The organism is Pseudomonas sp. Irchel s3h17, from assembly GCF_900187505.1.
Taxonomy (GTDB): Bacteria; Pseudomonadota; Gammaproteobacteria; order Pseudomonadales; family Pseudomonadaceae; genus Aquipseudomonas.
The window spans coordinates 1-15034 of sequence record NZ_FYDL01000013.1 but is presented as its reverse complement, the minus strand read 5'-3'; the positions used below and the strand labels follow the sequence as shown (position 1 = coordinate 15034).

The following is a 15034-nucleotide window of genomic DNA, read 5'->3' as shown; positions in this document are numbered from 1 at the left end:
CTTGCTCGTTTAAAGATGTGTTTCACGGCGCGCATTATGCCGTGAGTTGTCGAGAAGCTTTCTTTCTTACGCACAAAAGCCCCGCTCACTAGGATGAACGGGGCCTTGTGGCCTGTACGGCTAGTTCGTTAGCTCAAATTCGGATGCTGGCGCCGAAATTGACTCACAGAACCGGCCACTAACCGCTTCCATTAGAAGTGGAAGTTGGTGCTCAGCAATGCCGTACGGCCCGCCGCCTGGTTGGCGAAGTGGGTCGAGAAGGCTTTGTCGTAGTAGGTTTCGTCGGTCAGGTTCTGCACGTTCAGTTGCAGGTCGATGTTTTTGGTCAGCTTGTAGGCGGCCATGGCATCGTAGCGAACGTAGGAACCAACCATGGTGGTGTTGGCCACGCTGCCGAACACGTCATCGACGTAGAACGCACCGCCACCGACCGTCAGCTTCGGTGTGACCTGGTAGGTCGACCAGACGCTGGCACTGTTTTTCGGCGTGTTTGGCAGTTCGTTGCCATCGGTCACGCTCATCGGGCCGCCATCGACTTGCTCGCTGTCCATGTAGGCGTAGCCGGCGAAGACTTGCCATTTGTCGGTGAGCTTGCCGGTGGCCGACAGCTCGAGACCTTGGACGCGGGTGGTACCGGCGTTTTCATAGGTAGTGGAATCGACCTGGACGCGGGCGTTGTCTTTCTCGGTGCGGAAGATATCGGCGGTCAACGACAGGCGATCGTTCAGCAGGTCCCACTTGGTACCGATTTCGTAGTTCTTGGTGGTTTCCGGCTCCATGTCGCTGTTGAGCAGGTTGCCGGCACGGTCGGTGGTACCCGGCAGCGAGTTGCCTTCCATGCCTTCGCCGACGAAGTTGCCCGGTGGGGTGGCGGAAGTGGCATACGAGGCGTAGATGCTGCCGTTTTCAGCCGGCTTGTAGATGACGCCGAATTGACCGGTGATGAACTCGCTGGTGTCCTCGCCTTTGGCAGCGTTGCCTTTGGTCACGAGCGTCGCGCCAGAAGCGTCGTAGGAGCGGTACTTGGTGTTGAAGTGGTCGTAACGCAGGCCCATGTTCAGCAGCCATTGCTGCGACAGTTCCAGGGTGTCGAACGCGTAGATGGCGCGGGTATTGCCTTTTGTGTCTGTCCCGGCGTAGTTGCGCGAAATCGCACCGTTCCAGGGGTCGCTCGGCGTCGGATTGGACAGCGAGGTGCAGTTGTAGCCGCTTGGCGCGCCGATCATCGATGGGGTGCAATTGCTGTTGGCACTGCCCCCCGGCACGGTGTCGGTGTTGACGTTGTACGAGGACTTCTCGCTTTCTTCGCGGCTGAACTCGATGCCGGTGGAGAAGCTGTTCTTGAAGCCCGCGATGTAGATGTCGCCAAACAGGTCGGTCTGGTTGGTGGTGGTGTCGGTGTTGCTGACCCGGGTGTTGGCGCGGCGCCAGACGGTGCCGTTGTTCACGTTGCCCTTGCTGTCGTCCGGCTGGGTCAGGATGTAGTCCTGCATGCTGCTGCCGTGGCGCAGGGTGTTCTTGACGGTCAGCGCGTCGCTCAGGTCGTGCTCGATGGCGAAGGTCGCGGTATCGGTACGGGTCTTGCGGAAGTCGCGATCGGTCAGGCCGTAGAAGTTGCTGCTGTCGCCGCCGGCGTAGGGCTTGTCCGGGTTGCTCTTGGTGCGGTCAGCGGTTTTGCCTGACGCCGGTACGGTGTACGGGATACCCGAATCCGGCGTGTCGTTGCTTTCCAGATGGTAGTAGTCAAGGTTGACGCGAGTGTCGGTGCCCAGGCCGAACGCCAGGGAGGGTGCGACGCCCCAGCGGTCGTAGTCGACGCTGTCACGGCCGGCGACGTTGCTTTCGTGGCTCATCAGGTTCAGACGACCGGCAGCGGTATCGTTGAACTGGAAGTTGCCGTCCATGGTGTAGCGTTGGGTCTGGTCGGAACCCCAGGTGAAGCCGCCGTCGAACGAGTCGCCCAGGTGGGCTTTCTTGCTTACCAGGTTGATGCTGCCGCCCGCCGCGCCACGACCGCCGATGGCAGAGTTCGGGCCCTTGCTGACTTCGATGGACTCAACGGCAAAGATTTCACGGCTTTGCGAGCCGGTATCGCGCACACCGTCCAGGTAGGTATCGCCCTGGGCGTCGAAACCACGGATGAAGGGACGGTCGCCCTGCGGGTTACCGCCTTCACCGGCACCGAAGGTGATGCCTGGCACGGTGCGCAGGGCATCCTGCATGTTCAGCGCGCCCGTGTCCTTGAGGACTTGTTGCGGGATCACGGTCACCGAACGCGGGGTATCGATCAACGGCGCGGTGTACTTGGGCGAAGAGGCTTTTTCTACCTGGTAGGACGTCGACTCCTGGGCTTCACCGGTCACGCTGGTGGCATCCAGAGCAATCGCATTGCTCGGTGCTTTCTCGTCAGTCTTCTCGGCCGCGAAAACCATCTGGCTCGCGGAGCTGGCGGTGATCGCCATGCCAATGGCAGAAGCGAGTAAGCGCGGTGAGCTGACGGGTGATTGTAGTGGTTGGCGTGACATGGTGAATTCCCCTCCCCAAGGATTTGAGGTCGCGGAATATAGGGTAAATACGTATTTGTATCAATTGAGATACATTTCTATTTGCATTGAATTTACATTCTTTACAATTTGTCCTTACGGTTTTTACAGTCTCGTTCGTCATGGCGGTTTTACATGATCAATAAGAATCAATACCATTACGATCCCTTCGCTTTCAGGTACCGCCCCATGCTGCTGCATATTCCCGGCTTGTTCTCCCGTGAAGAGGTGCAGCGCATTCGCGAGGCTCTGGAACAGGCGGATTGGGCGGACGGCAAGATCACTGCCGGCTATCAATCGGCCAAGGCCAAGCACAACCTGCAATTGCCTGAAGGCCATCCACTGGCCAAGGAAATTGGCGCCGCCATGCTGGAGCGGCTGTGGAAGAGCCCGCGCTTCATGTCGGCGGCGTTACCGCACAAGGTCTTCCCGCCGCTGGTCAATTGCTACACCGAAGGTGGCAGCTTCGAGTTTCATATCGACAACGCCGTGCGCCAGCCCAAGGGCAGTATCGAGCGGGTGCGCACCGATCTGTCGTCCACGCTGTTTTTCAGCGACCCCGACGAGTACGACGGCGGCGAACTGGAAATCCAGGACACCTTCGGTACCCAACGGGTGAAGTTGCCGGCCGGCGATCTGGTGCTCTACCCGGGGACCAGCCTGCACAAGGTCAATGCCGTCACCCGTGGTGCGCGTTATGCGTCGTTTTTCTGGACCCAGAGCCTGGTGCGCGAAGACAGCCAGCGTGCCTTGTTGTTCGAGATGGACGAAGCGATCCAGCAACTGACCCAGGACCTGCCCGATCACCCGTCGCTGATTCGCCTTACCGGCACCTATCACAACCTGCTGCGTCGCTGGGTCGAGGTGTAAGTGACGGACTTTCGTTTGCGCCGCGAGGAAGTCCTGGACGGTGAGCAGCTCAGCGCCATGCTTGCACAAAGCCCGGCCCGCGCCGCCCAGGCGATACTGATGGCGGCCAAGGCCGGCATGCTCGACGGCCAGGCGTTGCTGGGGCAGATTCTGCTCGATGGGCAAGGCATCGCCAGGGATCAAGCGCTGGCCGTGCGCTGGTTCGAGATTGCCGCCCGTGGCGGTCACCTGATGGCGCGCAACATGCTCGGTCGCTGCCATGAACACGGCTGGGGTACCACCGCCAATGCCTCCACCGCCGCACGGCACTACCGCCGGGCGGCCGAGGCCGGGCTGGACTGGGGCTTGTACAATTACGCCAACCTGCTCGCCACGGGACGAGGGGTGGCCGAGGACCAGGTACAGGCGCTGGCTTGTTACCGCCGTGCGGCTGAACTGGGCCACGCCAAGTCGATGAACCTGCTGGGGCGCTATCTGGAAGAGGGTCGGTATTGCCCGGCGGACGCTGCGCTGGCGCTCGATTGGTATCGGCGCTCGGCCGAGGGCGGGGACTTTCGTGGACAGTTCAGTTATGCAGCGGTGCTGGCCGCTCAGGGGCAGGTCGAGGCGGCGCTCGGCTGGCTGCGCAAGGCATTGGCGGGCGGCAACCTGAAATTCCTGAGCGTCGCGAGCCAGGCGTTGGCGAGTGCGCGTGATCCGCAAATCCAGGCGCTGGCCATCGATTATCGGCGCCGGGCCGACGAGCTGGCGTTGATCCTTTAACGGGCTTGCCATCAAGCCAGTTGCTCCCGGAAAGTGCGCGTACTGACGTATGTCGTTCAAACAGGCGTGAACGCTGCCCGGTGGCTTGCTCGCGTTGGGGAGCGAGGCGCCCCCGACAAGACTATTGCAGGCTTTCAGGTAAACCGGGGTGACTGGTTTGGGGCTGCTGCGCAGCCCAGCGCGAGCAAGCTCGCTCGCCACGGAGTAGGTGTTCGCACTCCCGTGTCTGACGAGAGCGGCCATGTGATCAAGGCAGGTGTTCCCGAATGATCGAATTCCGGGCACAAAAAAGCCCATGACACGTCATGGGCTTTTCAGTCTTTGCTTGCAGCTAACCGCAGCTCTTAAACGTAGAACGACTTCAGCGGCGGGAAGCCATTGAATTCAACCGCGCTGTAGCTCGTGGTGTAGGCGCCGGTGGACAGCCAGTACAGGCGGTCGCCGATGGCCAGGTTCAGCGGCAGGCCGTACTTGTAGTTCTCGTACATGATGTCGGCGCTGTCGCAGGTAGGACCGGCGATGACCACTTCTTCCATCTCGCCTTTCTTCTCGGTCCAGATCGGGAACTTGATGGCTTCGTCCATGGTTTCGATCAGGCCGGAGAACTTGCCCACATCCGTGTACACCCAACGCTCTACCGCGGTACGGGATTTACGCGCGACCAGCACCACTTCGCTGACCAGGATACCGGCGTTGGCGATCAGCGAGCGGCCTGGCTCCAGGATGATTTCCGGCAGGTCGTCACCGAAGTCTTCCTTGAGGAAGCGGATGATTTCCTCGGCGTAGGTTTCCAGGCTGTTGGTGCGGGTGATGTAGTTGGCCGGGAAGCCACCGCCCATGTTGATCAGCTTCAGGTGGATGCCGTCTTCTTCTTTCAGGCGTTCGAAGATCACCTTGACCTTGGCGATCGCAGCGTCCCAGACGCTGATGTCACGCTGCTGCGAGCCCACGTGGAACGACACGCCGTAGGGCACCAGGCCCAGGTCGCGAGCGAGGATCAGCAGGTCCATGGCCATGTCGGTCTGGCAGCCGAACTTGCGCGACAGAGGCCAGTCAGCGGTGGTCGAACCTTCGGTGAGGATGCGCACATAGACTTTCGAGCCAGGTGCGGCCTTGGCGATGTTGCGCAGGTCGGCTTCGGAGTCGGTGGAGTACAGGCGCACGCCCTTCTCGTAGAAGTAGCGAATGTCCTTGGATTTCTTGATGGTGTTGCCGTAGCTGATCCGGTCGGCGCTGACGCCACGGTCGAGTACTTTGTCCAGCTCATAGATCGAGGCGATGTCGAAGCTCGAGCCTTTCTCCTTGAGCAGGTCGATGATCTCGACGGCCGGGTTGGCCTTGACCGCGTAGTAGACCTTGGCGAATTCGAAACCGGCGCGCAGGTCGTCATAGGCCTGGCTGATCATCGCGGTGTCGATCACCACGAACGGGGTTTCTTGTTTATCAGCGAAGGCCTTCATTTTCTGGAAGGTATCGCGCGCGAAATAGTCTTCGACGTTGATCGACATGCTGGGAGCTCCTACTGGCAAACTGAAATTAACAATGGGTGCAAATGAACGTCCTCCGTATCCCCACTTTGGTTCGCCTACTTCCCAAGGCATGTCGCCGAAAGCAAAAAGGCCACGGGCGGCGGTGCTGCCCTTGGCCTTGCTGTCTCGTCGTCAGTACTTGAGCCGGATGGATCGTTTCCAGCATGGACGTTCGGCGCGAACTTTAGGGCGTGAGGGGCTTGAGATCAACAAAAAATGTCGCGTTTTTGCACGCTTCCGTCGTGCGGTCCCGGATAGCTACTGATGTAACCGACCCGCATGACAGTGTGATGTTCCCCGGATGGAGATTTTTGAAGGGATTTGCGTTGCCTTTGTGGCGAGGGAGCTTGCTCCCGCTGGGGTGCGCAGCAGCCCCGAAATCAGGTCATGCAGTTCTTCGCAAGGAGCGTATTCGCTGATTTACGGCTGCTGCGCTCCCTAACAGGAGCAAGGTCGATCGAGGCGACACTCTTCGACCGACGGAATACGGGAACGGTCGCCGATCAATAGACGTTTAGCCTAAGGCTTACGCTCTTGCGAATGGTTGGGTACTGCTGCGTGGTAACGGTAAATTGAATAATGGTGTTGAGTTGCACATTGTTTAAAGTGAAGGTCCCGTTCATATCTCCAGGACCTCGATTGATAGTGGCGCGAGCTGTAGTTGTCGTCCACACGGAGGTAACGCCTGTAATTTCCCTGCCGTCTTTATCGACGAGTCTTGCCGCGATCACCAGTTTGAAGTTTCCCCCTTTCTTGACAAGTTGCGGGTCTGCTAAACCCCCTATGATGATTTGTGTGGGTGGACCAGCCATGGCCTTCGGCGCGAGGGAATTGGCCTCTGGTGTCGGTGTGGCAGGCGATGTCGAATTGCTCTTTTTCATGGGTGACCTCGATAACCTGGTAAGTTTATTTGTGAGAGCGTGTAGCTTTGCTCCCGATCAAGTAGAGCGTTTTCCAGGCAATAGCGGACCTATCACTTTTGACAGTGTTTAATGTTCATTTGTTAACGATTGCAAATTTACATAGCGCCCGCGCTTGACCCTATCCCCGTGTTTCCTTTCAAGATGGAGATGGACCAAGCGGAATGGACTATGGAAGTTGATCGATTAAGTGAGCGCCACTTCAGCCGGTGAAACGATGCTGGTCTTGCCGCCACGGGATTTACCGGAGCTCAAGTACTCGGCAATCGATTCCTGGGTCACCTCGCCCAGAAACACCCGCTCGGCATCCATCACCGGCAGCCACGAGCGGTTGAACTCGTACATGCGCGACAGCAGGATGCGCAGGTGCTCGTCGTACGCCGCGGTGGCGTTGAATTCGCGCAGGTATTGCCCGCAGTTGCCACTCTGGCGGTGCAGGTCGCGGCGGCGCACGTAACCCAGGGCCTTGTTGTCGGTGCACGTCACGACGACATAACGCCGGTCGTGCTCGTCCATCAACTCCAGTGCCTCGGCCACCGGGGTGTCCGGGCTGACGGATGGCGCGTTGTCCGCCGCGTCTTCGGCTTTCACCAGGAGCAGGCGCTTGAGGGTGCTGTCCTGGCCGACGAAGTTGCTGACGAATTCATCGGCAGGGTGGGCCAGCAGGGTGTCCGGATGGTCGATCTGCAACAGCTTGCCGGCGCGGAAGATGGCGATCTTGTCGCCGAGCTTGATGGCCTCGTCGATGTCGTGGCTGACCATGATCACGGTCTTGTTCAGCGCCCGCTGCATCTCGAAGAACTCGTTCTGGATCATCTCGCGGTTGATCGGATCGACCGCACCGAACGGCTCGTCCATCAGCAGCAATGGGGCATCGGCGGCCAAGGCGCGGATCACGCCGATCCGCTGTTGCTGGCCCCCGGACAACTCACGCGGGTAGCGATGCAGGTACTGCTTGGGTTCGAGCTTGATCATGCTCATCAACTCGCGGGCGCGGTCGTGGCATTTCTGCTTGTCCCAGCCCAGCAGGCGCGGCACCACCACGATGTTTTCCTCGATGGTCATATTGGGGAACAGACCGATCTGCTGGATCACATAACCGATGTTGCGACGCAGGGTGACTTCGTCGAGGTCGGTGGTGTCTTCGCCGTTGATCAGGATCTTGCCAGAGCTCGGTTTGATCAGGCGGTTGATCATCTTCAGCGTGGTGCTCTTGCCGCAGCCCGACGGGCCGAGGAATACGCAAATCTCGCCTTCATTGACAGTCAGGCTCACGTCGTTGACGGCAGTGATGGTCTTGCCGTTGCTTTGGAAGGTCTTGGACAGGTTTTGAAGTTCGATCATTTGAGCAATCCTTTTGGAGTCAGCGAGCGTTGCAGCCCTTGCAGAAGCAGGTCGGCGAAGATGGCCAGCAAGCTGACCAGCACCGCGCCGACGATCAGCATCGACATGTCGCTGCGGCTGATGGAAGCGAGAATGAGCACACCCAGGCCACCGGCACCGATGGTGGCGGCGATGGTCATCACACCAATATTCATGACCACGGCGGTGCGCACGCCGGCGAGGATCACCGGCACCGCAATCGGCAACTCGACCATGCGCAAGCGCTGGCCGAAGGTCATGCCGATGCCGCGTGCGGCTTCGCGAATGCCGGGTTCCACACTGGTCAGTGCCAGATAGGTGTTACGCATGATCGGCAGCAGGGAGTACAGGAACACCGCGGTAATCGCCGGCATCGGTCCCAGGCCCTGGCCGAATGTCGAGTACACCGGCAGCAGCAAGCCGAACAGGGCAATCGACGGAATGGTCAGCAGCACCGTGGCGCTGGCTTGCAGGGGGCCGGCGAGTGACGGGAAGCGTGTCATCAGAATGCCCAGCGGCACGCCGACCAGGATCGCCAGGGTGACGGCAATGCCGACCAGGGTGATGTGTTGCCAGGTCAAGTGCAGGACCAACGGCCAGTCCAGATGGGAAAAGGCGTTGAAAAACTCCATGGCTTTTCCTCCGGTTCAATTAATAGAAAGCAGTGGGTGCTGGCGCAGGAACTCAGCGGCCACGGCAGACGGGCTTTCATGGTTGACGTCGACCCGGGCGTTGAGCTGGCGCATGGTTTCGTCGTCGAACAGATCGGCCAGCGGTTTGAGTTGCGCGGCCAGTTGCGGGTGGGTGTCGAGGTAGGCCTGGCGTACCACGGGGGCGGCGGTGTAGTCGGGGAAGTAGTGTTTGTCGTCTGCCAGCAACTTGAGTTTGAAGGCGCTGAGGCGGCCGTCCGTGGTGTAGACCAACCCGGCAAACACCTGGCCATTGCGCAGCGCGGTGTAGACCAGTCCGGCATCCATCTGGCGGATGTTGCGCCGGGTCAGGTCCATGTCGTAGCGCTTGACCATGCCGGCCAGGCCGTCGGAACGGTTGGCAAACTCGGTGTCGAGCGCCACCAGCGGATGGTCGTTGGCCACATTGCGCAACGCGGTGTCGAGCTCACTGATCGTATTGATCTGCGGGTAGCGGGCGGCGATGTTTTCCGGCAATGCCAGGGCGTAGGTGTTGCTGAATTTCGACGGTGAAAGCCAGGTCAGGCCCTTCTTCGCGTCCAGCTCAGTGACCCGTGCCAGTGACTGCTGGCTGTCGAGTTTTTCCGTGACATGGTTGTAGGACACCAGCGACACGCCGGTGTATTCCCAGACCAGGTCCAGTTGCCCGGTCTCCTGGGCGCTGCGGGCCAGGTTGCTGCCCAGGCCGCCGGTAACCTGAGCGTCATAGCCCTGGGTGCGCAGGTATTGAGCGGTGATTTCGGCCAGCAGGGTTTGTTCGGTGAATACGCGTGCGCCAATGCGAATCAGCGGTTTTTCCGCGGCGTGGGCAATTCCTGCGCACAGCAGGACGCAGCCTAGTAAAAAGCGAATGGTTTTCATGAGTCTTCCTTTGCCGGGGCTTAAGACGGGCGGAGGCCGCGTTCCAGCCAGAGGCGGCTGGCCAGGGTCACCAGGCCGTCGAGCAACAAGGCCAGCAGGGCGGTGCAGGCTGCGCCGAGGATCAGTTGCGGCTGATTGTTCAAGGCAATGCCCGGGAAAATCAGGCTGCCCAGGCTGTTGGCGCCGATCAGGAACGCCAGCGGAGCGGTGCCGACATTGATCGCCAGTGCCACGCGCACGCCACCGATGATGATCGGTATGGCATTGGGTAGCTCGACCCGCCACAGCACCTGGCGTGGGGTCATGCCGATACCGACGGCGGCTTCCTTGAGTGAACCCTGGACGTTTTTCAGGCCTTCGTAGGTGTTGCGCACGATGGGCAGCAGGGAGGCGAGGAACAGGGCGAAGATTGCAGGGCCGCTGCCGATGCCGAGGACTCCCAGGGCGATGGCCAGTACGGCAAGAGGCGGGACGGTGTTGCCGATGTTGAAGAGTTGCATGAAGCGTTCGGCACGTCCGACCAGGGTCGGGCGGCTGAGCAGGATACCGGCGGGGATGCCCACGACAAGGGCGGCCAGCATGGAAGCGAGGACGAGAATCAGGTGAGCTTGCAGGTAAAACAACAAATCGTCGCGGTACAGTTCGATCGTGTTGATGCCGATCCAGTGAATCAGCAGGGCCAGGAGCGCGATGACAACCGCACCTCCTGTCAGCCCTTTGCCATAGCGGATAGCCACAGGCGGACTCCTATTTTTTTAGTCGGCGCACGCTTTCCCGTGTGGCATGCCATACCTGGCTGCCGGGAAGGGCGTTCGCGAAAAGCAGCTCTATCGATGCCGGCAAATGCGGCGTGAAATCGAGCCATGAGCACAGCCTCGTCAGGCTGACTTGCAGGTATTTCAGCCCCTGACGATGGGTCGTTACAGGGGAGTGGACGCCTCCACGACCTCAAAGGTTCCCATCTCAAGCAGCATTTGGCCACCCCTAATGTGCTCAACGGTTCGGTTCTTCGATCAACTTGGGCTATAATCTGCGCCCTTTTTTGAATCACCTGCCAGGCGATTTCCCATGACCAAACAGGCCGCCGAAGTCGCGAAACGCCGCACTTTCGCCATTATTTCCCACCCCGATGCGGGTAAAACCACCATCACCGAGAAGCTCTTGCTGATGGGCAAGGCGATTGCGATTGCCGGCACGGTGAAATCTCGCAAATCCGACCGCCATGCCACCTCCGACTGGATGGAAATGGAAAAGCAGCGGGGTATCTCCATTACCACGTCGGTCATGCAGTTCCCGTATCGCGATCACATGATCAACCTGCTCGACACCCCGGGCCACGAAGACTTCTCCGAAGACACCTACCGCACCCTGACGGCGGTCGACTCGGCACTGATGGTCCTCGACGGCGGCAAGGGTGTAGAGCCACGGACCATCGCCCTGATGGACGTCTGCCGTCTGCGCGATACGCCGATTGTCAGCTTCATCAACAAACTCGACCGTGACATTCGCGACCCGATCGAACTGCTCGACGAAATCGAAGCAGTCCTGAAGATCAAGGCCGCGCCGATCACCTGGCCGATCGGTTGCTACCGTGACTTCAAGGGTGTCTACCACCTCGCCGACGACTACATCATCGTCTACACCGCCGGCCACGGCCACGAGCGGACCGAGGTGAAGATCATCGAGAAACTCGACTCCGATGAAGCCCGCGAGCACTTGGGTGACGAGTACGACCGCTTTGTGGATCAGCTGGAACTGGTGCAGGGTGCCTGCCACGAATTCAATCAACAGGAATTCATGGATGGCCAACTGACGCCGGTGTTCTTCGGTACCGCATTGGGCAACTTCGGTGTCGATCATGTGCTCGACGCTGTGGTCAACTGGGCGCCGAAACCGCTGGCGCGAGTAGCCAACGAGCGCACCGTGGAGCCGATTGAGGAGAAGTTTGCCGGCTTCGTGTTCAAGATTCAGGCGAACATGGACCCCAAACACCGCGACCGTATCGCCTTCATGCGTATCTGCTCCGGCAAGTACGAAAAAGGCATGAAGATGCGCCACGTACGTACCGGCAAGGACGTGCGGATCGGCGATGCGCTGACCTTCTTCTCCTCCGAGCGTGAGCAACTGGAAGAAGCGTTTGCCGGCGACATCATCGGCCTGCACAACCACGGCACCATCCAGATCGGCGATACCTTTACCGAAGGCGAAGTCCTGGGCTTTACCGGTATCCCGCACTTCGCCCCGGAACTGTTCCGTCGCGTACGCCTGAAGGATCCGCTGAAATCCAAGCAACTGCGCCAGGGCTTGCAGCAGCTGGCCGAAGAGGGCGCCACCCAGGTGTTCTTCCCGGAACGCAGCAACGACATCATCCTCGGCGCCGTCGGTGTGCTGCAGTTCGATGTGGTCGCCAGCCGCCTGAAAGAGGAATACAAGGTCGAGTGCGCCTACGAGCCGATCACCGTGTGGTCCGCGCGCTGGATCGATTGCAGCGATAAGAAGAAGCTCGAAGAGTTCAGCATCAAGGCGGTGGAAAACCTCGCCCTGGATGGCGGCGGTCACCTGACCTACCTGGCCCCGACCCGGGTCAACCTGGCGCTGATGGAAGAGCGCTGGCCGGACGTGAAGTTCCGCGCGACGCGTGAGCATCATTAAGCGCTGACGGGTAACACTCAGGACCCCCGTTGCGCGGGGTTAATGAGAGGCTCAGTCTGACCGGGAAGCCCTGCAGGTTTACGCTTGCAGGGCTTTTCTCGTTTTCGGACGGAGGATCTCAACCACTTTACCCATTGGTCAGGTCCGGGGAGGCCGAACACCTGCCCTGTGGCGAGCGAGCTTGCTCGCGCCGGGGTGCGAAGCGCCCCCTACAAGACTATTGCAGGCTTCAGGTAAACCAGGGTGACCGGTTTGGGGCTGTTGCACAGCCCAGCGCGAGCAAGCTCGCTCGCCACGGGTCTATTAGGTGCGACTGGTGTGCCTCAACTACACGCTGGATAGGTTAAGCCAGCCACTTCACTTACAGGCCGAACACCTGCCCTGTGGCGAGCGAGCTTGCTCGCGCTGGGGTGCGAAGCGCCCCCCGCAAGACTATTGCAGGCGTTCAGGTAAACCGGGGTGACTGGTTTGGGGCTGTTGCACAGCCCAGCGCGAGCAAGCTCGCTCTCCACGGGTCTATTAGGTGCGACTGGTGTGCCTCAACTACACGCTGGATAGGTTAAGCCAGCCACTTTACTCACAGGCCGAACACCTGCCCTGTGGCGAGCGAGCTTGCTCGCGCTGGGGTGCGAAGCGCCCCCACCAAGACTATTGCAGGCATTCAGGTAAATCAGGGTGACCAGTTTGGGCTGTTGCACAGCCCAGTGCGAGCAAGCTCGCTCGCCACGGGAGACCTTATCAATTCTGAAATAACCATTCGCCATAACCATTATGCAAAACCAGTCTGTTGATCAAAGGCATTTCCGCCCATTCATTAGCGTCCTATCTGGAGAACCGACTCAATCGGAACTAGATTTCAGTCAGCGCCAGACTGGCACTCCTGCTTCACACAAAAAAGGATGGAATCGACTATGAGCAAGTTTCTACGCATGGTGTTGCTATTGAAGGTGCTGGTGATCTGGTCCCTGGGGACCTCGATGGCGTGGGCCGAGTGCCTGGATCATGGTGAGCAGGCGTCGAGCGGGCAAGGGGCGCAGGGCGAGTTGATGCTCGCCAAATCTGAATCCGAGCCGGGTGACCAGGATCAGGGTGGCAGCAAGGGTGATGACGATTCGACCACTGAAGAGCCGGACACCGATGAAGGTGACAGCCAGACGTAGGTCGCAGGCAAAAGAAAACCCCTCCCGGCGGGCTGATGCGCAGTCCTGGAGGAGGGGTTTGGTTAACGCGGTTCAGAAAGCGCCCCGATAGGGTAATGCCGATCAGTTAAGCCGAAGACCAGGCGAACATAGTACCCGTGGCGAGGGAGCTTGCTCCCGCTGGGCTGCGTAGCAGCCCAAAGACAGGGCCGCTTTGCGCCCCAGCGGGAGCAAGCTCCCTCGCCACGGGTTTCGTGTTCGGCTTTATTTCTCTTAACTGACTGGCATTACCCCGATAGGGCGCTTTTTTATGCCCGGCTTATTACGATGAATTGCTCGGCGTAATGGCAGGCCACCTGACGGTTGTCGAGCGGGCGCAAGAACGGCTCCTCCTTGCTGCAACGTTCGGTGGCGTACGGGCAACGCTTGTGGAACGCGCAGCCGGACGGCGGGTTCAGCGGGTTGGGTAGCTCGCCGACGATCTTGATTTTCGGCTTGTTCGGATCCGGGTGGATGGTGGGTGTCGCCGACAGCAGGGCCTGGGTGTAAGGGTGCAGCGGACGGGTGTAGATGTCTTCCTTCGGGCCCATTTCCACCGGCCGGCCGAGGTACATCACCATCACGTGATCGGCGACGTGGCGCACCACGGCCAGGTTGTGGGAGATGAACACGTAGGCGGTGTTGAACTCTTGCTGCAGGTCCATGAACAGGTTCAGCACCTGGGCCTGGATCGACACGTCCAGCGCCGAGGTCGGTTCGTCCGCCACCAGCACCTTGGGTTGCAGCATCATGGCGCGGGCCAGGGCGATCCGCTGGCGCTGACCGCCGGAGAACATGTGCGGATAACGCTGGTAGTGCTCGGGGCGCAAGCCGACCTGCTTCATCATCGCCTGGACTTTTTCGCGACGTTCGCTGGCCGAGAGGTTGGTGTTGATCAACAACGGCTCGGCCAGTTGGTCGCCGATCTTCTGGCGTGGGTTGAGCGACGCGTAAGGGCTCTGGAACACCATCTGCACGTCTTTGCGCAGTTGCTTGCGCTGGGCCTTGTTGGCGCCGGCGACTTCCTGCCCGGCGATTTGCAAGGAGCCGGAGGACGGCTCTTCGATCAGCGTCAAGGCACGAGCCAGGGTGGATTTACCGCAACCGGATTCGCCCACGACGGCTAGGGTCTTGCCGGCTTCCAGCTCGAACGACACGCCGTTCAGTGCGCGAACCGTCGCATGGCCTTTGAACAGGCCGCGGGACACTTCGTAGTGACGGGTCAGGTCACGGGCGGTGAGAACGACGGCCATTACGCCACCTCCTGATTCAAAGGATAGAAGCAGCGGGCGAGGCTGTTGCTTTTCGGGTCCAGGGTTGGACGTTGTTGTCGGCAGTTATCCTGCACGTAAGGGCAGCGTGGCGACAGCAGGCAGCCTTGCGGACGGTCATAGCGGCCCGGAACGATGCCCGGCAGGGTGGCCAGTCGGGAAGCGCCCAGGCTGTGTTCGGGAATTGCCTTGAGCAGCGCTTCAGTGTACGGGTGTGCCGGGATGTCGAACAGTTGTGGCACCTGACCGACTTCCACTGCCTGGCCGGCATACATCACGCACACGCGCTGGGCGGTTTCGGCCACGACCGCGAGGTCGTGGGTGATCAGCACCAGGCCCATGTTCTGCTCTTTTTGCAGGGCCAGCAGCAGGTCCATGATCTGCGCCTGGATGGTCA

At 60.1% G+C, this 15034-nt stretch carries 13 protein-coding genes; 4 read left to right on the top strand and 9 right to left on the bottom strand.

Going from position 1 to position 15034, the window contains the following annotated elements; translation table 11 throughout:
* Positions 1-191 precede the first annotated feature (191 nt).
* Entirely contained in the window at positions 192-2525 is a 2334-nt protein-coding gene (locus tag CKW25_RS19265) for a TonB-dependent siderophore receptor (protein WP_095081602.1), read from the bottom strand.
* Between the two features lie 207 nt (positions 2526-2732).
* Here CKW25_RS19265 and CKW25_RS19260 point away from each other — a divergent pair, with 207 nt between their 5' ends.
* Positions 2733-3413, top strand: coding sequence for a Fe2+-dependent dioxygenase (locus CKW25_RS19260; protein WP_095081601.1), 681 nt, complete (start codon positions 2733-2735; stop codon positions 3411-3413).
* A 57-nt stretch (positions 3414-3470) separates the two neighbouring features.
* On the top strand, positions 3471-4175 hold the full coding sequence (locus CKW25_RS19255) for a tetratricopeptide repeat protein (protein WP_095081790.1): 705 nt from the start codon (positions 3471-3473) through the stop codon (positions 4173-4175).
* Between the two features lie 344 nt (positions 4176-4519).
* Here CKW25_RS19255 and CKW25_RS19250 read toward each other — a convergent pair whose 3' ends face one another.
* The 6 genes from CKW25_RS19250 to CKW25_RS19225 all read right to left on the bottom strand — a co-directional run bounded on the left by CKW25_RS19250 (position 4520) and on the right by CKW25_RS19225 (position 10273).
* Positions 4520-5683 carry a type III PLP-dependent enzyme gene (locus CKW25_RS19250; protein WP_095081599.1) on the bottom strand — a complete coding sequence of 388 codons (1164 nt, stop codon included), beginning with the start codon at positions 5681-5683 and terminating at the stop codon, positions 4520-4522.
* 524 nt (positions 5684-6207) lie between these two features.
* A complete protein-coding gene (locus CKW25_RS19245) occupies positions 6208-6585 on the bottom strand; it encodes a hypothetical protein (RefSeq protein ID WP_095081598.1) in 378 nt (125 codons plus the stop codon).
* A 225-nt stretch (positions 6586-6810) separates the two neighbouring features.
* Positions 6811-7968: a betaine/proline/choline family ABC transporter ATP-binding protein gene (locus CKW25_RS19240; RefSeq protein ID WP_095081597.1), complete on the bottom strand. Its 1158-nt coding sequence runs from the start codon at positions 7966-7968 to the stop codon at positions 6811-6813.
* Positions 7965-8618 carry an ABC transporter permease gene (locus CKW25_RS19235; protein WP_095081595.1) on the bottom strand — a complete coding sequence of 218 codons (654 nt, stop codon included), beginning with the start codon at positions 8616-8618 and terminating at the stop codon, positions 7965-7967. The genes CKW25_RS19240 and CKW25_RS19235 overlap by 4 nt, the downstream gene beginning before the upstream one ends.
* Positions 8619-8633: 15 nt before the next feature.
* Positions 8634-9536 (bottom strand): glycine betaine ABC transporter substrate-binding protein, encoded by a 903-nt coding sequence (locus CKW25_RS19230; RefSeq protein ID WP_095081594.1) that lies wholly within the window; start codon positions 9534-9536, stop codon positions 8634-8636.
* A gap of 20 nt (positions 9537-9556) precedes the next feature.
* On the bottom strand, positions 9557-10273 hold the full coding sequence (locus CKW25_RS19225) for an ABC transporter permease (protein WP_095081593.1): 717 nt from the start codon (positions 10271-10273) through the stop codon (positions 9557-9559).
* A gap of 331 nt (positions 10274-10604) precedes the next feature.
* Here CKW25_RS19225 and CKW25_RS19220 point away from each other — a divergent pair, with 331 nt between their 5' ends.
* Positions 10605-12188 (top strand): peptide chain release factor 3, encoded by a 1584-nt coding sequence (locus CKW25_RS19220; RefSeq protein ID WP_095081591.1) that lies wholly within the window; start codon positions 10605-10607, stop codon positions 12186-12188.
* A gap of 911 nt (positions 12189-13099) precedes the next feature.
* Positions 13100-13348, top strand: a complete 249-nt coding sequence (locus tag CKW25_RS19215; protein ID WP_095081590.1) for a hypothetical protein — start codon at positions 13100-13102, stop codon at positions 13346-13348.
* A 287-nt stretch (positions 13349-13635) separates the two neighbouring features.
* On the opposite strand, the gene CKW25_RS19210 is transcribed toward CKW25_RS19215, so the two are convergent.
* Positions 13636-14619: a peptide ABC transporter ATP-binding protein gene (locus tag CKW25_RS19210; protein ID WP_095081589.1), complete on the bottom strand. Its 984-nt coding sequence runs from the start codon at positions 14617-14619 to the stop codon at positions 13636-13638.
* Positions 14619-15034: oligopeptide/dipeptide ABC transporter ATP-binding protein (locus CKW25_RS19205; protein WP_371855190.1), on the bottom strand; the 416-nt coding region annotated here is incomplete at its 5' end. The genes CKW25_RS19205 and CKW25_RS19210, both read right to left, overlap by 1 nt.